The organism is Streptomyces sp. Edi4, assembly GCF_040253615.1.
GTDB lineage: Bacteria > Actinomycetota > Actinomycetes > Streptomycetales > Streptomycetaceae > Streptomyces.
In genome coordinates this window covers 432,590-452,819 of the sequence record NZ_JBEJGY010000004.1, presented here as the reverse complement: position 1 = coordinate 452,819, position 20,230 = coordinate 432,590, and the positions used below count along the sequence as shown (strand labels likewise).

Annotated in this window: 17 protein-coding genes and 1 tRNA gene; 10 read left to right on the top strand and 8 right to left on the bottom strand. The window is 71.4% G+C overall.

What is annotated here, in order from left to right:
• Positions 1-37: 37 nt before the first annotated feature.
• A complete protein-coding gene (locus tag ABR738_RS03955) occupies positions 38-1,243 on the bottom strand; it encodes an erythromycin esterase family protein (protein ID WP_350228557.1) in 1,206 nt (401 codons plus the stop codon).
• 58 nt (positions 1,244-1,301) lie between these two features.
• On the opposite strand from ABR738_RS03955, the gene ABR738_RS03950 reads away from it, so the two are divergent.
• Both ABR738_RS03950 and ABR738_RS03945 read left to right on the top strand, forming a co-directional pair.
• Positions 1,302-2,126: a TioE family transcriptional regulator gene (locus ABR738_RS03950; RefSeq protein ID WP_350228556.1), complete on the top strand. Its 825-nt coding sequence runs from the start codon at positions 1,302-1,304 to the stop codon at positions 2,124-2,126.
• A gap of 398 nt (positions 2,127-2,524) precedes the next feature.
• Positions 2,525-4,069 carry an ArnT family glycosyltransferase gene (locus ABR738_RS03945; RefSeq protein WP_350228555.1) on the top strand — a complete coding sequence of 515 codons (1,545 nt, stop codon included), beginning with the start codon at positions 2,525-2,527 and terminating at the stop codon, positions 4,067-4,069.
• Positions 4,070-4,132: 63 nt separating this feature from the next.
• Here the strand turns inward: ABR738_RS03945 and ABR738_RS03940 are convergent, their stop codons facing one another.
• Positions 4,133-4,765: a TetR/AcrR family transcriptional regulator gene (locus ABR738_RS03940; protein ID WP_350228554.1), complete on the bottom strand. Its 633-nt coding sequence runs from the start codon at positions 4,763-4,765 to the stop codon at positions 4,133-4,135.
• A gap of 147 nt (positions 4,766-4,912) precedes the next feature.
• Between ABR738_RS03940 and ABR738_RS03935 the strand changes: the two genes are divergently transcribed.
• Together ABR738_RS03935 and ABR738_RS03930 are read left to right on the top strand one after the other, a co-directional pair.
• Positions 4,913-5,434 (top strand): PH domain-containing protein, encoded by a 522-nt coding sequence (locus tag ABR738_RS03935; protein ID WP_350228553.1) that lies wholly within the window; start codon positions 4,913-4,915, stop codon positions 5,432-5,434.
• Positions 5,431-7,014, top strand: coding sequence for a PH domain-containing protein (locus ABR738_RS03930; RefSeq protein WP_350228552.1), 1,584 nt, complete (start codon positions 5,431-5,433; stop codon positions 7,012-7,014). The genes ABR738_RS03935 and ABR738_RS03930 overlap by 4 nt, the downstream gene beginning before the upstream one ends.
• 49 nt (positions 7,015-7,063) lie before the next feature.
• On the opposite strand, the gene ABR738_RS03925 is transcribed toward ABR738_RS03930, so the two are convergent.
• Positions 7,064-8,317 (bottom strand): MFS transporter, encoded by a 1,254-nt coding sequence (locus tag ABR738_RS03925; protein ID WP_350228551.1) that lies wholly within the window; start codon positions 8,315-8,317, stop codon positions 7,064-7,066.
• Between the two features lie 309 nt (positions 8,318-8,626).
• Between ABR738_RS03925 and ABR738_RS03920 the strand changes: the two genes are divergently transcribed.
• Positions 8,627-9,433, top strand: a complete 807-nt coding sequence (locus ABR738_RS03920; RefSeq protein WP_350228550.1) for a haloacid dehalogenase type II — start codon at positions 8,627-8,629, stop codon at positions 9,431-9,433.
• A gap of 63 nt (positions 9,434-9,496) precedes the next feature.
• Here the strand turns inward: ABR738_RS03920 and ABR738_RS03915 are convergent, their stop codons facing one another.
• Complete coding sequence (locus ABR738_RS03915; RefSeq protein WP_350228549.1) at positions 9,497-10,537, bottom strand: vWA domain-containing protein; 1,041 nt, start codon at positions 10,535-10,537, stop codon at positions 9,497-9,499.
• A 238-nt stretch (positions 10,538-10,775) separates the two neighbouring features.
• Here ABR738_RS03915 and ABR738_RS03910 point away from each other — a divergent pair, with 238 nt between their 5' ends.
• Complete coding sequence (locus tag ABR738_RS03910; protein ID WP_350228548.1) at positions 10,776-11,702, top strand: aminoglycoside phosphotransferase family protein; 927 nt, start codon at positions 10,776-10,778, stop codon at positions 11,700-11,702.
• Between the two features lie 65 nt (positions 11,703-11,767).
• On the opposite strand, the gene ABR738_RS03905 is transcribed toward ABR738_RS03910, so the two are convergent.
• Positions 11,768-13,831 carry a PIG-L family deacetylase gene (locus tag ABR738_RS03905; RefSeq protein ID WP_350228547.1) on the bottom strand — a complete coding sequence of 688 codons (2,064 nt, stop codon included), beginning with the start codon at positions 13,829-13,831 and terminating at the stop codon, positions 11,768-11,770.
• A 351-nt stretch (positions 13,832-14,182) separates the two neighbouring features.
• Between ABR738_RS03905 and ABR738_RS03900 the strand changes: the two genes are divergently transcribed.
• A tRNA-Met gene (locus tag ABR738_RS03900) sits at positions 14,183-14,256 on the top strand.
• Positions 14,257-14,608: 352 nt separating this feature from the next.
• Positions 14,609-15,250 carry a LamG domain-containing protein gene (locus tag ABR738_RS03895; RefSeq protein WP_350234416.1) on the top strand — a complete coding sequence of 214 codons (642 nt, stop codon included), beginning with the start codon at positions 14,609-14,611 and terminating at the stop codon, positions 15,248-15,250.
• Between the two features lies 1 nt (position 15,251).
• Here the strand turns inward: ABR738_RS03895 and ABR738_RS03890 are convergent, their stop codons facing one another.
• Complete coding sequence (locus ABR738_RS03890; RefSeq protein WP_350228546.1) at positions 15,252-15,698, bottom strand: hypothetical protein; 447 nt, start codon at positions 15,696-15,698, stop codon at positions 15,252-15,254.
• Between the two features lie 124 nt (positions 15,699-15,822).
• Positions 15,823-17,058 carry an FUSC family protein gene (locus ABR738_RS03885; protein ID WP_350228545.1) on the bottom strand — a complete coding sequence of 412 codons (1,236 nt, stop codon included), beginning with the start codon at positions 17,056-17,058 and terminating at the stop codon, positions 15,823-15,825.
• Between the two features lie 308 nt (positions 17,059-17,366).
• Here ABR738_RS03885 and ABR738_RS03880 point away from each other — a divergent pair, with 308 nt between their 5' ends.
• Both ABR738_RS03880 and ABR738_RS03875 read left to right on the top strand, forming a co-directional pair.
• The gene (locus tag ABR738_RS03880; RefSeq protein WP_350228544.1) at positions 17,367-17,780 is read left to right on the top strand and encodes an ATP-binding protein; all 414 of its coding nucleotides are present in this window, start codon (positions 17,367-17,369) and stop codon (positions 17,778-17,780) included.
• Positions 17,781-17,809: 29 nt separating this feature from the next.
• Positions 17,810-18,571 carry an endonuclease/exonuclease/phosphatase family protein gene (locus ABR738_RS03875; RefSeq protein WP_350228543.1) on the top strand — a complete coding sequence of 254 codons (762 nt, stop codon included), beginning with the start codon at positions 17,810-17,812 and terminating at the stop codon, positions 18,569-18,571.
• A gap of 4 nt (positions 18,572-18,575) precedes the next feature.
• On the opposite strand, the gene ABR738_RS03870 is transcribed toward ABR738_RS03875, so the two are convergent.
• A complete protein-coding gene (locus ABR738_RS03870) occupies positions 18,576-20,126 on the bottom strand; it encodes an arabinofuranosidase catalytic domain-containing protein (protein WP_350228542.1) in 1,551 nt (516 codons plus the stop codon).
• Between the last annotated feature and the right edge of the window lie 104 nt (positions 20,127-20,230).

The following is a 20,230-nucleotide window of genomic DNA, read 5'->3' as shown; positions in this document are numbered from 1 at the left end:
TGCCGCACCTGGACGCAGAGCCCGTGCCTGCCGGACATCAGCCGCGCAGGACATCCCTCACGAACACGATCCCGTCCGCCGCGCCCAGCTCGGCGGGATCAAGCGGGGCGTAGCCGAACCAGGGCGATACCCGGGGCTGGACCTTCAAGAGGCCCAGCACGGCAGCGAGTTGGGGCGCGCTGAAGAGCTGACGGCTCTCGGGCAGGGCGTACAGCAGCCCCTCGACGGTGTCCGGCGGCGGGGCGTCCACCCCTTGGTGGGGGAGCGTCCCGAGCGCCGTGGCCAGGAAGGCGTAGCCCCCACCCGTCTCGGCGTTCACGAGGGCGCCCGCGCCCCACCATTCCACCGCACGGTCAGCCATCCGCATCGTGCTCTTCGGCCGCTGGAGGTGGGCGTTGTGGGCATGGACCAGCACCGGGCCGCGCGCGGCGAGGGCGAGCAGGTTGTCCGCCATCATCCGGTCCCGCAGCCCCGTCAGCCGTGCCAGGCGGCACGGTGAGCTGTCGGCCATCGCGGAGTGGTAGCGCAGCAGTCCGACGGCGGTGCGCCCATACAGCCGCGCCCGCTCCCATGCCTCCCGTGACGTCGCGTCGATCAGATGAGGGGTCTGTTCGTCGAGCAGCGCGACCAAGTCGTCGGCGAGCAGCCGTAGTTGACCGGCCTCCGCCGACCGGCCGACGGACCGGCCCGGTTCCATCATGGCCGCGGGATCGGTCCATCGCTCGTCGGGGCCGAGCAGACGGTCGAGTGTCCGAGCGGTGTGGGGAAGGAGCTCCGGGTCGGTGTGGGCGGCCAGGTAGTCGTGGAGCGTGACAAGGGCCTGGCGGGGGCTCTCCGCGCTCTCCATTTCCAGCGGGCCGTCGAAGCCGGCGAAGCGGACGTGTTCGGACGGGGGCCGGCCGTCGTTGAACGCCCGCATCCAGCGTACGAGTTCGCGGTTGGCGGGCGAGGCGTTGAACCATGTGTGGCTGAAGCCGCGCGCCATGACGTCGTCGAGGGAGCCCGTCCCCGAGGTGACGTAATCGTCCACGAGCTGGCCCCGCACGCAGTCGCTCTCCACGGCGATCGTGCGGTAGCCCTCCTGCTCGACCAGCTGCCGGAAGAGTTCGTTGCGCAGGCCGAGGAGGGTGGGTTCGCCATGGGTCGGCTCGCCGAGCGCCAGCACCCGGGGGCGGCCCGGGAGCAGTTTCATGACGCAGGACGCTGCTACGGCGTGGGCAGTGCCCTTGATGTCGATTGCCATGACCTCAACGGTATCGTTGAACCTCCGCTAGAAACTTCTTCCCGTTAGGGTCCGGGCCATGGCTCAAAAGTCTCAAAGGCATGACCAGGAGCATGACCAGGGGCATGACTGGCGGCGAGAACGGCGGCATGGACGGCTCAGGCCGGTCGATCTGGCCCGCGCGCACGGTCTGTCGACGCAGGCGGTCAGGAACTACGAGGAGGCCGGCATCCTTGCGGCATCGGACCGCACCCCGCACGGCTACCGCGTGTACACGGCGCTGCACGAGAACGCCCTGACAGCCTTCCTCGCCCTGGTGCCGGGGCACGGCCACGGGACGGCGGCGGCCATCATGCGGCGGGTGAACGAGGGGTCCCCGGACGAGGCGTTCCGGCTCATCGACGAGAGCCACGCGCGGTTGCTCGACGACCGCAGGACCCTCCAAGGGGCCGAGCGGGCTCTGCGCGACCTGGCACCGGACACGGCGTCCGGGCAGACCGATGGGAGGCCTGGGGGCGATGCGCCCGAGGTTGGCACGTCCGGGCAACTGACGCCGCCCGCACCCCTGTTCATCGGGCCGCTGGCGGCAAGCCTCGACATTCAGCCGGCGACGCTGCGCAAGTGGGAGCGCGCCGGACTGGTGACCCCCGGCCGTGACCCGCTGACCGGTTACCGCGTGTACGACGAGACCGCCGTAAGGGATGCGCGCCTGACCCATCAACTCCGGCGCGGTGGCTACCTGTTGGAGCAGATCGCGCCGTTGATCGCGCAGGTCCGCGCCGCCGGAGGCGTGGCTCCTCTCGCGACCGCCCTCACCGCCTGGCACGCCCGCCTCGCCACCCGAGGGCGAGCCCTGCTGAGCGGAGCCGCGGCGCTGAACGTGTACCTCCACGCGCGCGGGTGAGCCGGTGGCGCGCGGCAGGGCAGGGAGTTCTTCGTAAGGGGCGGGGTTCGCCGCGCGCCGCACCGAAGCTCACCGCTCCTTCTCCGAGATGGGGATGAGGACGAGGCCCGCGATGGACAGCCATCCACCCAGCTGCCACAAGTCCGGAAAGGCGCACAGATGCGGACGACCGGGGTCTTGTGCCGACCGATGAACGGGCGGCGGGGCGGGCGAGTTGCCGGGTTCGCTCCGGGATGTCGTGTGCGGAGGGGGCGGGGACGGCCGTACCGCGCCGGACCGCCGAGCCTTCGGCGGGCACAGGCCGGGCGGGTACGATGCGCGCGGCCCGGATCGCGAGCGCCGGACCGTCCCGGGTGCGCGAACGGCGCCACCGGGGCCGAGGCCGGGGGGGGGCTGGCGTGGAAGACGACAGGGTGGGCACGGGTCGCGCGGCCGAGGCCGAAGAGCGCGAGCAGGTACCGGCCCCGCTGGACCGGCGGGTGTTCGCCGTCGCCGCCGCGGTCTTCGCCCTGCTCATGGCGCTGTCGTCGCGCTACGGCTTTCACCGCGACGAGCTGTACTTCCTGGACTGCGCCCGGCACCTCGGTACCGGCTATGTGGACCAGCCCGCGCTGGCGCCGCTCCTCGCGCGGGTCTCGCTCGCGCTGTTCGGCGTCTGGGCGCCGGGTCTGCGCCTGTGGTCCGCGCTCGCGGCCGCTGCCACCGTGGTCGTGGGCGCGCTGACCGCGCGGGAGTTCGGCGGCGCACGGCGCGCCCAGCTGCTCGCGGCGCTCGCGACCGCCACGATGCCCGTACTCCTCGGCGGCGCGCATGTCGCCAACACCACGTCCTACGAGGTGCTGGCCTGGGCGGCGATCGCGCTCGTGCTGGTACGCGTCGGGCGTACGGGCGACACGCGGTGGTGGCCGGCGGCAGGAGCGCTGGTCGGGCTCGGCGCCGCGTTCAACCATCTCGCGGGCGTCTTCGGCGCCGTCCTGCTGGCCGTCGTCCTGCTCGGTCCGGCCCGCAAGGCCCTGGCCGACCGCCGGCTGCTCGCGGGCGCCGCGATCGCCGTGCTGTTCGTGCTGCCGGACATGTGGTGGCAGGCGCGGCACGGCTGGGCCATGTTCGAGATGACACGGGCGCTGAACGCCGAGAACGGCGGCCCGCGGAACATTCCCACGTGGATCGTGGGACAACTCGCCGTCTGCTGCCCCGCGATGGCGGTGCTGTGGGTGGGAGGCCTGCGGTTCCTGTGGCGGTCGGGACGACCGCTGTGGCGTTCCCTTGTGATCACGTACGCCGTCCTGTTCGTGCTGTTCGCCGTGACGACCGGGGCGCAGGTGTACTACTTGGGCGGCCTGTACGTGTGTCTCCTCGCGGCCGGCGCGGTGGGACTCGACACATGGCTGCGCGCCCGCGCGGGGCGGTTGCGGGGCCTGATGATCGGCACCACCGTCTCGACCGCGCTGCTCGCCGTGATCGTACTGCCGGTGCTGCCGCCCTCCGACGTGACCTGGACCTATGCCGTCAGCTCCAACTCGGGGGAGTCCCTTGGCTGGCCCCAACTGGCTGGCACCGTACGGCAGGTGTGGAACGGGCTCCCGGCCGGACAGCGGGCGCACGCGGTGATCTACGCGGAGGACTACGGCGAGGCCGGCGCCGTCAACGAACTCGGCCGGGGCAGCGGCCTGCCCACCGCCGTGAGCGCCCACAACACCGACTGGTGGTGGGGTCCCGGCGACCCGAACGCCACGACCGTCGTCGCCATCGCCCCGGGGTCGGAGCACGCGCCGGACTACGAGGCCCACTTGCGCCAGTACTTCACCGACGTGCGCCCGGTGGCCACCCTCTCCGACCCCGAGGGTGTGCACTCCGTCGAAGGGGGCGGCCACATCTACGTCTGTACGGGCCCTCGCCGTCCCTGGGGCGACGTGTGGCCCGCGCTGCGCCACTACCAGTGACATCGCCGATGAGTAAGTGACCGGGCCGCCACACCTCGCGGCGTGACGCCGGTGCGCGGCGCCCTAGTGGGATGTGCCCTCGGTCGGAGCGGGGGCGTCGTCGCCGAACAGCTTCGAGAGGTGGAGGTCGAGCAGGCGCAGTGCCGTTTCCGGATCGTGCACGTCGAGCAGGACATGGGTGGCGAGGCCGTCCGTCACGCTGATGAGGAGCATCGCCTCGTCCTCAGTGGCGCGTTCGGGCGCCAACTCGCCCCGCTCGGCGGCCAGTTGGAGCTGGCCGGCGAAGAACGCCCGGAGGTGGGGGATGCCGGACTTCGCCTCGGCGCGCACACCTTCGTCGTGTACGGCGCGCGCGTAGTAGGCCGCGCCGACCAGAAGTCCGGTGCGGCTCCTGTCGTCCAGCGGCAGCATGCCCGAGAGGCAGGCGCGCAGGACTTCGCGCGGGGTGGGCTCGCCGCCGAGGGCTTCGATCCGCTCGTGGACGCGCTGGGTGGCGAGCCGGTTGATGTGCCGGAGGGCGAAGACCAGCATCTCGTCCCGGGTGCGGAAGTAGTGCTGGAGCCGGCCGAGCGAGATGCCCGCTTCGGCCGCGACATCGCGCAGGCTCGCGCCGTCCAGTCCGCGCGTGCTCGCGATCCGCCACAGCGCGGCGGAGATCTCCTGCCGTCTGGCTTCATGGTCCACCCTCTTGGGCACGGACGAGACCTCCTTCTCCTGGGTGCTGCGGGCTCGGGCGGCCGTCGCCCTGGTGGGGCAGATGCACGGCCCGGCACTTTTACAAGTCGCTTGTACCGTTATAGCGTACGGCTACTCAATACGCTTGACCTGGAAACCGGTGACCTCATGCACCTCACACCCGCCGCCCTGCTCCTGCGGCCACCCCGCCGCCGTGTCGATCCCCGGGCCCGCCGTTGGTGGACGCTTCAGGCGTTCCTGGCGCTCAGCGGTCCGATGCTGCTGACCGCGCTCGTCCTCGCGGCGCTCGCGTCGCTGTTCTTCCCCGGCGCCCTGCCGTGGCTCGGGCCGCTGCTGCTGGTCGTGCTCGTACTGCCCGCGCTCGGCTATCTCGTGCTGATGCCGCGCGGGCGCTATCGGGTGCACGCCTGGGAGCTCGGCGAACTGGCGGTCTACGCCGCCGGGGGCTGGTTCTGGCACAAGCGGCGGATCGCGCCGCTGTCCCGGGTGCAGACGGTGGACACGGTGCGCGGCCCACTGCAACGGCGTTACGGGCTTGCCACGGTCGTCGTCACCACCGCGTCGACGGCCGGCGACATCAGAATCGTGGGGCTGTCCGACGCGGACGCCGAGGAACTGTCCCGGCGCATCGGCGAAGCCGCCCAAGACGTGCCGGGTGACGCGGTATGAGCGGGTCACGGGAGGAGTTCGGTGGCACGGGGGTGGAGGAGGCCGCAGGTGCGCCGGAGGCCCCAGGTGTGCAGGGGACCGCGCCGCCGGGGTGGCGCCGGCTGCACCCGCGTTCCCTGCTGGTGCACTGCGGCTGGATGGGGGCGCCGCTCCTTACGCTGCTCCTCACGGCACTGGCCGGGGGCGGCCGGGTCACCGCCGGCGCGTGGCGCACGCTCGCCGCCGTGGCGACCTCATTCGCCGCCGTCACCGCCGTCGGCCTGATCCGTTGGACCCGTACGCGCTACCGGGTCACCTGCGACGCCCTCGAGGTGCGGACCGGTCTCCTGAACCTGCGGCTGCGCAGCGTCCCGTTGCGGCGCATACGCACCGTCGACCTGACCGCGTCGCCGCTGCACCGGCTGCTGGGCGTCACCGTGCTGCGGGCCGGTACGGCGGGGTCGGGCCAGGGCCGAGGCGACCTGTCCCTCGACGCGCTCACCTTCACCGAGGCGCGCCGGCTGCGTGCCGCGTTGCTGTCCCGCGCGGGCATGGCGGGCGCCGACCGCGACGACTCGCTGCTCGCCCGCATCGACTGGCGCTGGTCGCGCTACGCCCCGCTCACGTTCTGGGTCGTCGGGGGGGTGTTCATGGTGGCCGGGTCGGTCTACCGGGTGCTGGACGGCATCGGCATCCAGCCGTGGCGACTCGGCTTCGTCCAGCGGGCGTTCGCGCAGTTCGGCGCGAGTGCGCTCTGGCTGACGATCCCGGTGGCGCTGCTGGCCGTGCTCGCCCTCGGCTCGGTCGGCTCCGTCGCCCTCTACGTCGAGAACTGGTGGAACTACCGTCTGGAATGGACCGACGCGCACACGCTGCGGGTGCGCCGAGGCCTGTTCACCACCCGTTCGGTGACCATCGAACAGGCGCGACTTCGGGGCGTGTTGGTGTGTGAGCCCCTGCTGCTGCGAGCCGGCGGCGGCGCGCTGGTCCGGGCGGTCGCCGGCGGCCTTGGAGACCGTGAGGAGAACCGTAAGCGCAGCGGACTGCTGCCGCCGGCGCCCCGCGCCCAGGCGTTGCGCGTGGCCGACGGGGTGCTGCGTTCGCCCTTCCCCGCACAAACCGCACGGGTGGCGCTCACGACCCATCCTCCGGCGGCGCTGCGGCGGCGCCGGACGCGCGGGCTGCTGTTCGTGGTGCTGCCCGGCGCCGCCGTCCTGGCCTTTCTCGGCGTGGTGTGCACGCCCGTGCTGCTGTACTGCGCGGTCACGTACGTGGTGATCTCCACACCGGCCGTGCTGTGGCTGGCGCGGGACGCGTACCGCAGTCTGGCGCATGGGATGCGGGACGGCCTTCTGGTCACCCGCTCCGGGACGTTCAGCCGGGACACCCTCGCGCTGCGGCGCGACGCCATCGCCGCCTGGACGTTCTCGACCTCGCCGTTCGCCCGTCGGCACGGGCTGGTCACGCTGACGGCGGCGGTCGCGGCCGGCGAGGACGGCTATGCCATCCGCGACCTGGCGGCTGCCGACGCCCCAGGCTTCGCCGCCGCGGCGACCCCGGGCCTCCTCGACGAGTTCCTGATCGGTCCCCACGGAAGCTGACGTTCTCGGGGGGGGGGGGGGGGGGGGGGGGGGGGGGGGGCGCCGCCTCTCACCCTGATGTCGGCGCGCTCGCGCCCTCAACGGACGGTGTTTCCGAGCTAGTTATGGCACTGTCCGCGTGACGGCGCTGGGCCCACCGGACGGTGAGAGGAGCCGCGAGGCCCGCCAGGACGAAGAGCGCTCCCACCACGTACCAGCCGGGGCGGCCCCATGTGACGCACAGCGAGATGAGCGACGTGGGGCCGACGGCTTCCGCCAGGCCCGCGCCGAGCCCGAAGACGCCGAGGTACTGACCGGTGGCGTGCGGGGGAGCGAGAGCGAAGGAGATCTCGAACCCGGCGGCGGAATGCCACAGTTCACCGATCGTGTGCACGACCACCGCCGACAGGAGAAGCACCGCGGCCGCCCAGGCCGGCACTCCCGCCGAGAGCGAGATGATCACGCAGGCGAGGAGGAACGCCACACCCGAGCGCCGGTAGGCGACAGCACCCGCCGTGGGGGTGTCGATGTTCCGGCTCGCGTGTACCTGGCAGGCGACGACGATGACGGTGTTGACCAGCATGGTCCCCGAGATCAGCCAATGGGGCGCCGTGGTGGCGACGACCAGCCAGAGCGGGACGGCCACGGTGAGCACCCTGAACTGGATGGCCATGACACCGTCCAGGAGGGTGAGCGCGAGGTAGGGGCGGTCCCGCAGGGCGATCCAGCGTGGGCCGTCGGAGGCGGGCCGCGGCGCGACCGGGGGCAGCGGGAGCAGAAGCGCGGCGGACGCCATGAAGGCGAGGGCGTTACCGAGGACGAGTACCTGGTACGCGTCATGGGTCCCCACTTGCACGGCCCAGCCCGCCAGGACGGCTCCCAGGGATATCCCGAGGTTGGTCACGGCGCGCAAGTAGCCGCGGAACGCCTGGGGACGGTCGCCCCCGTAGTGCCGGATGAGCGGACCGCGCGCGGCGTTGCCCGCCCCCTTTGCGGCCATGGCCGCTGCGACCGCCATGGCGAATGGCCAGAAGCCGTCCGCCCGTACGAAACCGGCCGTGGCCAGCGCCTGGACGACGAGGGCGCCCATGTACACGCCACGCGCCCCGTACCGGTCCGCGAGGTGGCCCACGGCGACGCCCGCGGCGAGGGAGAGCAGGCCGGCGATGCCCAGCCCCAGGCCCACTTGGGATGCCGGGAGGTGACGGTCCTCGGTGAAGTAGAGCACCCCGGCGGTGAGGTACAGACCGCTGCCGACGGTGTAGACGAAGTTCGACAACGCGAGGGTGCGCTGGGCTCCCGGGGCCGGCAGTAAGGAGGCCATCGAGGGTTCCGATCCTGAGGCATAGGTAAGGGATGACAAGGCTAGGTGCTTATTACTTGGCGTGGCAAGGGGATTGCTTTGGAAGTCCGGCCGGGTGTGACCACGCCGTGAATGGCGTTGTGGGTCAGGCCAGTTGGCGGCGTGATCGGGGGCGGGGGGTGAGGGCAGTGATGTCGGGCGTCGGACATGGCACGTCAGATGTGTGTCATGGGATGGACCACTGGGAACGGCCTACGCTGTCGCCAACACGGGTGTGACACCCGGACGTTCTGGCTGCCGACCAGGCAGCGCCTGTGACGAGGAGGGTGAATGACTCTGGCCGGCGCCATCGATGTCGTGGTCTTCGACGTACTGGGCACGATGGTCGACGAGCCGGGTGGACTCCGGGCGGCGGTGCGCGAGGCGCTGGCGGAGTCCCGCGAGGCGCCTTCCCCGGCGCCCGGCGCGACGGCCGACGCCGAGATGCCCGGTCCTCAGTCGGCAGGGTCCCCGGGGAGAGAGACCCCGGGGACACGGTCCCAGGAACAACTCCTGGACCAGCTCGTCACCATGTGGCAGAGGCATGTCGAGGACGAGCAGCGCCGCATCGCCGAGGGCGCGCGTGCCTACGTCAACTCCGCTGTCCTCGACCGCGAAGCCGCCGAACGCGTGGCCGGCCGGGCCGGACTCACCGACCCGGCGGCCATCGCGCGCCTCGCCTCCGCCAGTCAGCGGCTGCGCCCCTGGGAGGACTCCCGGGCAGGTCTGGCCCGGTTCGCCGAACGGTTTCCCGTGCTCGGCCTGAGCAACGCCGCCCGCGCGACCCTCCTGCGGCTCACCGCGCACGCCGGCCTGCGCTGGCACCAGACCCTGTCCGCCGAGGGCGCCCGGGCCTACAAGCCGGCACCCCAGGTGTACCGCCTCGCCCTGCGAGCGGCGGGGTGCCCTCCCGAGCGCGTCCTGATGGTCGCCGCCCACGCGTGGGACCTTCGCGGGGCCCAGGCAGTAGGAATGAGGACCGCCTACGTACGCCGGCCCGTGGGCGATCCCCCAAGGCCGTCGGACACCTTCGACTGGCGGGCGGACGGCCTGGCCGAACTGGCCGCACTGGTGCCGTCGCCCCCGGGAAGCGCCTGAGCGTCAGGCCACGAGGAGAGGCCTCAGATCATGAGGAGGGGCCTCAGATCATGAGGAGAGACCTCAGATCATCAGGAGGAGCCGCGTGTGCGGGACGAGCTTCCGGTTCACGCTCGTGCTCTGCACGAATATCGTGAAGTCGTCGTTGTGGTCCGCCTTGACGCGCACCTCGGCGTCGGGCAGGCCGAGCAGGGCCCGCGCCTCCGGCCCCGTGTAAACCCGGTCGGTCTTCTTCTCCAGGACCGCTATCTGCTTGCGCGCCTGGATCTTCTCCGGCTTGCTCAGCTGGTAGAACGCGCAGCCCGTACGGTAGGTGTGGCCGCACTCGACGACCCACTCCCGTATCGCCGCGTCCCGGGCCACCGGGATCAGCTGGTACGCGGACGGATCCACCGGCGTGAGCCCCGCCGCCGCGATGGTCGCCTTGTTGACCGCGTCGGCTCCCGTGGAGAACACCGCGCGCGATCCCCGGATGCCCTTGGTGCGACCGACCATGAAATTCTCGGTCGCCTGCTGGATGACCTGCCCGGCCTCCTCCAGACCCCGGGTGCTGGTCGCGTCCCAGATGGCGATGTTGTCCTTCGGGAAACCGCACTGCATGGCTTCGCGCTTGCCCATCTGGTCCGGCACCAGGACGGCCAGCGTCCAGTTGTCCTGCTGTGTGGCTACCAACTCGGCCACTGCCCGCACCAGTTCACGCGGGTCGTCGGCCGGGGCGTCCGGGCATCGGTGGCTCGCGTTCTCCTGGCCGTCGGTCAGGACGAACGTCAAGAAGCTGTGGTCGCCGTAGAGTTGGGCGGTCTGCGCCAGCTCCCGCTGCGATTTCAAGGTGGCCGCCAAGAGCGCCGTCATTCCGCCCACCCGGTACAACTCCCGCAAGGACGGCATGCGCAGCACGTCCTTGTCGTAGATGACACACTCCACCTTGTCGGCGAAGACATACACGGTGACCCGCGTCTCCTGGTCCAGGTCCTTCGAGCGGCGGGCCAGATACGCGATCTGCTGGTCGGCCACCTCGACGACCTTGCGGCTCAGGTGGGACATGGACGAACTCGCGTCCAGTACAAGAGCAACGTGATTGATGTAGTTCTGGTCTCCGGACATGGCCGCTCCCCCTCGTGCGATTCGATGCTCCGATCGTCGCACCCACCACTGACAATCGACCTCGGGCGCGGGAGTGGAGGGGGCTGCGGCGGGGGAGCGCGCATCGCGCGCCGGAGGACGAACCCTGCCGCACGCCACGACCTGCCTGCTCCCCGGAGGCCCGGGTGCCATCGCGCGCGTCAACTCTGTTCCGGAGGAGCCGTCGTGACGCTTTCCGGCCCCGGTAGGGTCGCCGCACATGTGTGAGACGGACATGATCGACGCGGACGAAGAACTGGTGCGGTCCCTGCTGCGGGAGCAGCACCCGGATCTGGCGGACCTCCCCCTGCGCGAGGTGGCCGCCGGCTGGGGCAACCAGATGTGGCGCCTGGGCGAGGAGTTGGCGGTGCGTCTGCCGCGTACGCCCAGCGCGGCCGGCGATCTGCGCAAGGAGCAGCGGTGGCTCCCTGCCCTGGCCCCGGGCCTTCCGCTCCCGGTGCCGGTCCCCGTTCGGATCGGCCTGCCGTCCGCCCGTTTCCCGCGGCCCTGGACCGTCGCGACCTGGGTCCCCGGCGAACCGGGGGACCGCGCCTCGATCACCCGTGGCCGGCACGCGGCCGGTCGACTCGCCGTCTTTCTGCGGGAGTTGCACCGTGTCGCACCCGCCGGGGCGCCGATCCATCACCGACGCGGGGTTCCCCTGCGGTCCGTCGCGGCGGAGTTCGAGACGCACGTGCGGAACGTCGCGGGCAGCGATGTCGCCGACGGCGCCCGGGCGGTGTGGGAGCAGGCGGTCGCGGCCGGGGGGTGGCAGGGGCGGCCGGTAGGGCTGCACGGGGATCTGCATCCGGCCAACGTCGTCATCTCGGGCGGCACGCTCGCCGGTGTGATCGACTTCGGTGAACTCTGCGCCGGGGATCCCGCGACGGATCTCGCCGCCGCCTGGCTGCTGCTCCCCACCGGCGTGGCGCCGAGCTTCTTCGCGGCGTACGGACATGTGGACGAGGCGATGATCCGGCGCGCCCGCGGGTGGGCGGTCGTTCGTGGGCTGTCCCTCGTCGGCATCGGCCGGGCGTGGGACCGGGGGCTGCCCGGTGGGCAGCCGACCTGGGGGCGCGCGGGGTGGGCCGCTCTCCGTCGTGTCCTGGCGTGCGAGAGGGTGGGAGATTCGACCGGTAGGTCCTAGGATGGCCGGCCGCGCCGGGGCCGGCGTCCGCTCGCGCGGACCGCCGGCCCCGGCCGTCGCGTCCCTCAGGCCGGAGCGGGGCCCGCGCTCTGGTCCTTGATCAGCCACGCGCTCACGTCGTCGTCCGTGGGGTGGACGGTGAGCAGATGGAGCTGGGCGTCGAGGCCGACGGTGGAGATGACGAGGCGGGCTTCGGCGTCGAGGGCGGCGGAGTGGGTGTGCGCGAAGGGGGCATTGCCGCAGGGCGCCCACTCGGTGCTGAACGGCGTGCCGTCCAGGGGTTGGCGACTGATGGCCAAGGTGCCGTCGTCACGCCGCTGGACGAGGGCGACCGCGGTGTCTCCGGGCAGGACGGTGGCGCTGACGGAGCCGTACCCGGGGGTGGTGTCTACGAGTTCGGGCTGGGTGTTCCACGTGCCGCCGGGTTCGAGCTGGCGGTGGGCGATGAGCCAGCCGGTGCCGGGCTGCCGGGAGAACATGATCAGGCGGCCGTCGGTCCCCTCCACCAGGGTGGTGGTACCGGCCGGGCGGGCCAGCTGCGTCGCGTAGTCGCGCACCAGGGGGCCCTGCGGGCGGGGCTGGTGCCAGCGGAGCATGCTGGTCTTGGTGGTCGCGTAGATCTCGGTGTGCCCGTTGCGCTGCGTGATGGCGCTTGCGCCTTCAAGCGTTCCGCCGTGCAGATCGGTCCAGGGGCCCCAGCCGTCGTCGGTGGCGGTGCGCGAGCTGAGACCGGTGCCGAAGTTGCGCAGCACGATCTGCGGGTGCCCGGAGGCGGTGACCAGCGCGGTGGGCATGCCGAGGGCGCGGCGGCGGATGGCGTTGTGCTGGTCGTGCGGGCTGCCCAGCGACTGCCAGGTGCCGAAGCCGTCGTCGGGGGCGCTCTGCTGGAGGTGCATGACCTCGCGGCGGTGGTCCTCGGGGTCGGGGGCGATGACCGAGCGGACCGCGAAGACGTGGATGCGGCCCTGAGCGTCGCGTACGGCGTCGAGCCGGGGAAGGCAACGGGCGTCGTCCTTGGCGGGCCACTGTCCCAGGGCCTCGGGTCCGCTCCAGGACTCGCTGCCTGGGGCGTCCTGGGTCCACATGACGGGGCGGCCGCCGAGCACGGCGAAGGCGGTGAGCCGGCCGTCGCCGCGCGCCTGGAGCCAGGTGGTGCTGCCGCGCCAGCGGTGGGTGGTGCTCTGGCCGTAGTAGCGGTTGAACGCGCGGTTGCCGAGGGGTCGGTCGCCACATTCACCCGGGCCCTTGCGGCAGTCGTGGCCGTCTTCGCCGCCGTAAATGGCCAGGTAGTGGAACTTTTCGGCGGCGGCGGCCGGGCTCAGGTTGTCGGGCTGGAGCTTGTTGCAGTACCCGGAGTAGCTTTCCACGACCGGCCAATGCTCCCGGTCGCGCTCCTCGTGGACGCGCAGGGCGGCCATGGCGAAGAGGGCGGCGGCGGTGTGGTCGCTGTTGTCGCAGTACGTGACGGTGTCGTTGGACGAGTCGTACCGGGTGCGGTCCGGGTCGGGGTTCATCACCCGGACCACGGCCGGCCGGTAGGCGGTCAGAAGGTCGGCCAGGGTGGTGATGACGCCGTCGCGGGTCAGGGTCCGGCCGTCGCTGCGGGCTGGTATCGGGCTGCCGCTGGGGCGCAGGGTGCCCAGCTCGCTGATCTTGTTGCTCCAGAGGTTGAGGACCTTCTGGTCGGGCATGGCCACACACGTACGCAGGTTGAGGAAGATCAGGGTGACGCGGCCCTCATCAAGGGTGTTGATCTCGGCAACGGCCCCCTCGCTCACCGTCAGGGACTCCCGTACCCACTCGGCCCGGCGGCTCCCGGTGACCATGGCCGCGTAGGCGGCCCTGATGCCGTGCTGGCGGGCCGCCGTGTAGCCGGCGTAGTCGGGGGTGGCCGTCTTGCGGGCGGGGTCGTCGGAGGCCAGGTTCAGACCGTCGGCCTCACCGGTGGTGAGGTACACACTGACGACCGGGATGCCGGCCCGGACGCTCTGTAGCAGGTCCGGCGTCATGAAGTACAGGTCGTCATCGGTATGGGCACAGATCTGCAGGTGCGGTGCGGCCTGTCCGGCTGGCGGCCGGAGCGAAGCGCTCAGCTGCGAGGGCGCGGTGGCACGACGGAAGAAACGCATCACAAACGAGGCCTTTACGAGATGAGGACGGATCTGAGCAGAGGTCTGGCGGCGGAACGGATGGAGGGACAGAACAGGCAGAACGGGCAGTGGTCATGGAGGGCGTCGGGACGCGGCCCGCTGGGGGGCAACACGGTGACGGCCCGGCGCGCGGAAAGGTGGCGTGCGGCGCCGCTTGTGAAAAGGACGGAAAAACGGCTCCGGACGTTCATCTGCCGTCGGCTGTTTCCATCCACCCCCCACAGGTAGTTCGTATGATCAGCACAAGAATACGGGAGCCAGGGGTTCTCGGTTCAAGGCGGAAGCGTGGTCTCGCGCGCCCGTGCGATGGAGTACGGTGGTGTTTACCGACGCGGGGTGGAGCAGCTCGGTAGCTCGCTGGGCTCATAACCCAGAGGTCGCAGGTTCAAATCCTGTCCCCGCTACTGTGCGCGAGGGCCTGGATCCTGATGGATCCGGGCCTTTCGTCCGTCCCGTCCGGGCGACGCCCGACTTCGGACGGAGGGCCCTCCGTCCGGTGTCCGCTGCCCCAACTGCCCTGCGAGGTTGCTCAGTTGGGCCGTGGTTCTGTTTTGCGCACGGTTGCGTCAGTCGTGAACAGCTGCGCCAAGCAGGCCTGTTGGGGCAGGCGCCGATGGCCGCCATGTCGCCCATCGAGGGATATTCGGGCACGTATCTGGGCATCATCCGATCGTGCTCTCCAATGCTCTCGCATGGTGCCGAGACCATCTGCGCCTGCCCCGGCCGAGTGCCGGAGCCCTCTCGGACGACGGACCGATCGTGTTCACCGCCGATTTCGCCTCGACCACGCAGTGGGTCGCCGGGCGCTCGTCGGCCTATCCGGACGGCGGACCGGTCAATCCCGGTGACAACAAACTCGACTATCTCGTGGCGGACCCGTCGTACAGCCGAGGCGGGGTGTTCCGGGCGACCCGGAACCCCGACGGGACGTGGAACAGCGGCCTGCTGACCACGGAAGGCAGTGCCGAAGGGTTCATGGTCCGTGCCGGGGACGTCCTTGAGGCCAGTGTGCGGCTGCCCACCGGCGTGGGGGCGTGGCCCGCCATCTGGACGTGGCGGGACGGTGATCAGGAAGTCGACATCTTCGAGTACCACCCGGACAATCCGGATCTCCTTGAGCTGTCCAACCACGTCCACGGGGGCCAGTCCTACTTCCGGGACACCCGCGTCGCCCCCGGCGCCTCGGTGGACCTGCGGGTCAAATTCGGGGCCCGGTCGGTCACCTGGTGGGTGAACGGCGCGCGCGTCTTCAGGGACCGTGGGGGCGTGGGGCGGAACTGGCAGGCGTACCTGATCGTGAACCTGTCCGTGAGCGCCGGCCGCTATCACCCCCAACCCCCGGCCGACCTGACGGAGTTGAGCTACGAGGTGTCCGCCCTGCGCGTACGACGTCACTGAGTCAGCGGCCCCAGGCGGCGCTCCGCCCCGCTCGCCGCGCGTCCTGGCGACCGGATCTCCACGCGAGGCAGGCGGTCAGAGCGGCGGCCGTGAGAGGCAGGAGCGGGGAGAGGACCGCCGTCCCCCAGGACGTGAGACTCCGGTCCAGCACCTCGAAGGTCCCCCACGGCGTCCTCGCGGCCGGCACCACCTCGCCCTGCCGGCCGTCGTAGCGCACCATCACGCTGCCCGCGCGCACATCGCCCAGGAGCCGGCCGGAGCATTCGAGGTGGCTGTCTCCCCGGCCCCCGCCCGTGAGCCGGCAGTGCGTGAGGCGGAGGCGGACTTCGTCCCCGGCCAGTCCGAGCCGTACGAGACCGAGGGCGCCCACCCCGACCGTCGCCCCCACGAACAGCAGCGCGATCACGCCCCAGGCCATGGCGGCCGTGCCCCGCCCCTTCATCCTCATGGGGCCAGCATGGCGCACGGGGTGCGACGGGCTCGGGGATCTTCCGGTATACGACAGCGGGGCAGGTCCGCGCGCTGTAGGCTCCGCACACCATGGAGCCGGGGTTCGTCAGAGCGGGCGTTCCTCAGAGCGGGCGTTCCCCGGGTTCCGGCAGCCGCAGGATCTGACGGACCCGGCTGCGCGTCCGGCGCACATCGGGCAAGCGCCGCCGCTGCTTGCGCGACTGCTGGTCGAGGACTTCGACCAGGCGCTGCGAGCGCTTCTCCACATCGAGCTCGTTGAGGATCCGGTCGACCTCCGCGAGCAGCGCCCCGTGCAGCTGCCACTGCCGGGGGTGGCGCTGAACCTGCGCGAGGAACAGGTCGGCTACGCGGTCGCGGCTGGCCCGGCCGGCCGTCAGCTCGGCCGCCAGCCGCTCCTCCGCCTGTTCGGCGTTGGTGCTGACCTGTGTCGTGATCAGCACGGCGAAGCTCTCGATCGCGCGGGCCAGGTGCTCGAAGACGTCCCGCAGGGCGCGTCCGACCTCCGGCTCGAACAGGTGCTCCTGCGTGCGCTCCTTCGCCAGGTCGGTGAGCGAGCGGCACACGACCCGCAGCACCACCGCGGAGATCTCCAGGGTGTCGAGCCCGGTACGCAGCACCACCCGGGACAGCAGCCCCTCCTTGACGCGAGGATTGAGCCGGAGACTGTCCTCGGCCTGGCGCAGCGAGACATCCACCTGGGCGATGTCGTGATCGAGCCGCCGCGCCTCGTGCAGACGCGCCGCCGCCCGGGCCACCGGTGTATGGCCGCCGACCTCATCACCCAGGTCGAGCAGCAGCCGCCGCATCCGCGCGGCCAGCGCCTCGATGGCGCCGCCTGCGGACTCCACCCACACCGGCGGAGCCAGCAGCATGTTGAAGAGCATGCCGACGCCCGCGCCGATCAGCGTCTCCAGGACGCGGTCCCACGCCGTCGCCGAGACCCGGGTCACGCCCAGCACGAGCATCGCGCTGATGGCCACCTCGGGGACGAACTCGCCGACCTTGACGAACCGCCCGACCACGAGCGCCGCCAGGATGATCAGCCCGAGGCTCCACCAGGTCAGGCCCACCAGCGCGCTGAAACCGACGGCCAGCAGCACGCCCACGACCACCGAGTTCACCCTGCGCACCGCGGTGACCAGGGTGGTGTAGAGCGTGACCTGCACGACGAGCAGGGCCGTCAGGGGCGCGGTCAGGGGAGCGGGCTCGCTGCTCAGGCGCAGGGCCACCACGTAGGAGATGACGGCCGCCGCCGTGGAACGCAGGGTCTGCACCACCGCCGGTTCACGGCGGCGGCGCGCGAAATCAAGCAGAGGATGAGTGAACTCCCGCACCATGCACCCCTTCCCTCGCAGGGGGAATCACACACGGCAGGGCAGCCCGAGCGGGCGTACGGACCAGTGGGGACCCTGGCGGGGCGCGCCGCGGGCGGCCTGAGAAAGTGGTGCCCGCGCTCGACGCGCGGGAGCGTGCCGAGGCATGGGACATGTGAGGGAAAGGCTGTTGAAACAGGGAGGAGTGCGGGGGTTTTTCGGGGGTAAGCGCACCAGGTAAATGGTGGCGCTTCGGCAGTGAGGCGAACTGGATGAATCTGGCTGAGCAGAATGAGGGGCAGCGGGCGTCCGCAGGCTGTAGGGAGCGCGCGATGTCGGTTTCCGCAGTGCTTGAGGGCACCGAGGACATAGCTGCCGCGCGGGGGATGGCCCGGGACTTTTTGACGTCCTTGCAGTCCGAGCACGGGCTGCCGGTCTGGAAGCGGACCATGGGCACGGTCCAGCTGGTCGTGAGTGAGCTGGTGACCAACGCCCGTAAGTACGCGCCGGGACCGTGCCTGCTGACCCTTGAGGTCAACGACGGAGCGGTCGAGGTGACGGTGTGGGACAGCAGCACCACGTTGCCGCTGATCCTGGCGCCGGACCCCAGCCGGGTCGGCCAGCACGGTCTGGAGATCGTCATGGCCGTGTGCCGCAGCTTCGAGGTGCACCGCGAACCGGTCGGCAAGCGCATCAAGACCGCCATCGCCCTGGCGGACGACCGGGACGACCGCCGGGCGGCGTGATCAGCCGGCCGGAGCGTCCGTACGCGGGGATGAGCGCCACGCGGGTCCTCACGCTCAACGTCTGGGGGCGGGGTTCCGCCTGGCGCCGACGGCTGCCGCTCATCAGGGACGGGCTGGTGCGGATCGCCCCCGACCTCGTCGGCCTCCAGGAAGTGTGGCGGAAGCGGTCGGGGTGCCAGGCGGAGCGCATCGCGGACGGGCTCGGGTACCACGTGACGTATGGCGCCGCCTCCTCACGGCGCGGGTGCGCCACCCAGGGCAACGCCCTGCTCACCCGGGAGCCCGTCGCGCGGTACGACGTGCTCCCGCTGCCGGTGCCCGACGGTGTCGAGCCCCGGTCGGTGCTGCGCGCCGAGGTGGGCGCGACGACGGTTCTCGTCACCCATCTGACGTGGGAGTGGGAGCACGCCTCCGTCAGGCATCAGCAGGTGCGCTTCCTGGCGGACCTCACCCACCTCGCGGAGCGGCGCGGCGGACGGGACGTCGTCCTGTTGGCCGATCTCAACGCCGCTCCGGACACCGACGAGATCCGATGGCTGACGGGCCGCATGGCGGACGCGTGGGTGAGCGCGGGCTCGGGACCCGGCCACACGTACACGCCCGCCAACGGGTTCGCGCGCAAGGCCCGTGAACCCGCGCGGCGCATCGACTTCGTGCTCAGCGCCGGACCGCGCGCGGTGCACGCCGAGCTGGCGTTCACCACACCGGTCCGCGCCCGGCGCCGTACGGCGTGGCCCTCCGACCACTTCGGCGTCGTCTGCGACCTCACCTCGGATCCGGGCGCGCCGTAACCGGTCAGTGGAGCTGGAACTTCTGGGCCGGGCTGCCGTTGCAGTCCCAGATCTGGAGCCTGGTGCCGTTGGCGGTCGCGCCGCTCGGGGAGTCGAGGCACCGGCCCGACTGCGGGTTGAAGAGCGAGCCGTCCGCACGGGCCAGCCAGTTCTGGCCGCCGACACCGTCGCAGTCCCACAGTTCGACCTTGGTGCCGCGGGCCGTGCCGTTGCCGTTGATGTCGAGGCAGCGGCCGAGGGTGCGCAAGGTGCCGTCGGCGAGGTGGGCCCAGTGCTGGTCCTCGGCGTACTTCTGACAGGACCACAGCTGCACCGGGGCGCCGTCGCCCCCGGTGTCGTCGGCGGCGACGTCCACGCAGGTGGCGCCGGGGCCGGTGAAGCGACGCTGGTCGCCGTTGGGCTCGTCGGTCTGGCCCGTGTAACCGACGGAGGCGATGTCGGCCGCCACGGCGTCATCGGCGGCATTCGTCGGATAGCCCGCGACCATCACGCCCTCGAAGAAGGTGCCCCGGTTCCAGTTGCTGTTGTCACCGCCGGTGCCCAGGATGATGCCGCCCTCCTGCCGCATCGGCTGGTAGCCGCCACGGTCGGGCAGCGCCCCGTCCCACCAGGTCGAAAGGCCGCCGCCCTGGGCGTTGCCGCCCTTGAGCGCGTACCTGGTCCGCCCGTCGTTCTTGAGCATCGCGGTGACATACGGGGTGCTGTTGCCCAGATTGGCGGTGTTGGAGCCGTTGGCGCCCTGGAACATGCCGTTCTCAAGGTCGGCCTCCACCCAGGGGCCCGTCCCCGTGCAGGGGGCGAAGTAGCAGGTGGTGGCGATGGAGACGGCGTCCATGTGACCGTTGCCCGTGTCGGCGGGGGTGCGTTCGGCGTTTCCGTAGTCGAAGCAGCAGGCGGAGCCCACATGGGTGCCGCTGGCGACCATGTAGGCACCTTCGGCCTGGCCGTCCACCGCCGTGCCGGACGCCTGCCCTGCGGAGCGGTAGCCGACGCCGGGCGAGATCCAGATCCCGTAGACCTTGTGCCCGCCGGCCGTGACCGCGATCTCCGAGGCGTCGGCGCCCCGGTCGGGTCCCATGCCGGCGGTTCCGGCGGGACCGGGGAAGAGGTCGTTGTGGCGCGAAGTCTGGTCGTAGACCTTGTCGATGGAGCAGGTGGTGGCCCCGCAGAAGGCGTCCTGCGCGGCGGCGTCGGCGTATCCGCCGGGTGTCAGCGGGCCGATGTCCCTGACCGCTCCGTCACTGACGCGTTTCACCTGGTAGAGCGGGCCGCTGTAGGAGCCGATGAGGGCGCGGGTCGTGCTGTGGGCCGCGACGCACGGCGTGCCGGCACCGGCGTAGATGTCGCAGGGCAGCGCGGAAGCGGCCTGGGACGTGCCGGGCAGGATCAGCAGCGAACCGAGGACGACGGCGAGGACGGAAAAGACGGACAGGACGGCCCGGCGCGCGCGGGCGCCGGGGCTGTGGACGCGGCCGTGGACGTGGACGCGGACGCGGACGTGAAGGGGAAAAAGGCGGTTGCGGGGTTTCGCGGGGGATAAGGGCGTTCTGCGCATGCGGTGCTCCTGAGGATGTGATGGAGCCTCAAAAGGCGGGCGTGACACGCGAGTTGCCATGATGCGACAGGACGGGAACCTAGACCCGATGTTTGGTTTCGTCA

Coding starts and splice junctions, on each gene's coding strand:
- ABR738_RS03955 (WP_350228557.1), bottom strand. CDS start 1,243: ATGGCAATCGACATCAAGGGCACTGCCCACGCCGTAGCAGCGTCCTGC.
- ABR738_RS03950 (WP_350228556.1), top strand. CDS start 1,302: ATGGCTCAAAAGTCTCAAAGGCATGACCAGGAGCATGACCAGGGGCAT.
- ABR738_RS03935 (WP_350228553.1), top strand. CDS start 4,913: ATGCACCTCACACCCGCCGCCCTGCTCCTGCGGCCACCCCGCCGCCGT.
- ABR738_RS03930 (WP_350228552.1), top strand. CDS start 5,431: ATGAGCGGGTCACGGGAGGAGTTCGGTGGCACGGGGGTGGAGGAGGCC.
- ABR738_RS03925 (WP_350228551.1), bottom strand. CDS start 8,317: ATGGCCTCCTTACTGCCGGCCCCGGGAGCCCAGCGCACCCTCGCGTTG.
- ABR738_RS03920 (WP_350228550.1), top strand. CDS start 8,627: ATGACTCTGGCCGGCGCCATCGATGTCGTGGTCTTCGACGTACTGGGC.
- ABR738_RS03915 (WP_350228549.1), bottom strand. CDS start 10,537: ATGTCCGGAGACCAGAACTACATCAATCACGTTGCTCTTGTACTGGAC.
- ABR738_RS03910 (WP_350228548.1), top strand. CDS start 10,776: ATGTGTGAGACGGACATGATCGACGCGGACGAAGAACTGGTGCGGTCC.
- ABR738_RS03905 (WP_350228547.1), bottom strand. CDS start 13,831: ATGCGTTTCTTCCGTCGTGCCACCGCGCCCTCGCAGCTGAGCGCTTCG.
- ABR738_RS03890 (WP_350228546.1), bottom strand. CDS start 15,698: ATGAGGATGAAGGGGCGGGGCACGGCCGCCATGGCCTGGGGCGTGATC.
- ABR738_RS03885 (WP_350228545.1), bottom strand. CDS start 17,058: ATGGTGCGGGAGTTCACTCATCCTCTGCTTGATTTCGCGCGCCGCCGC.
- ABR738_RS03880 (WP_350228544.1), top strand. CDS start 17,367: ATGTCGGTTTCCGCAGTGCTTGAGGGCACCGAGGACATAGCTGCCGCG.
- ABR738_RS03875 (WP_350228543.1), top strand. CDS start 17,810: ATGAGCGCCACGCGGGTCCTCACGCTCAACGTCTGGGGGCGGGGTTCC.
- ABR738_RS03870 (WP_350228542.1), bottom strand. CDS start 20,126: ATGCGCAGAACGCCCTTATCCCCCGCGAAACCCCGCAACCGCCTTTTT.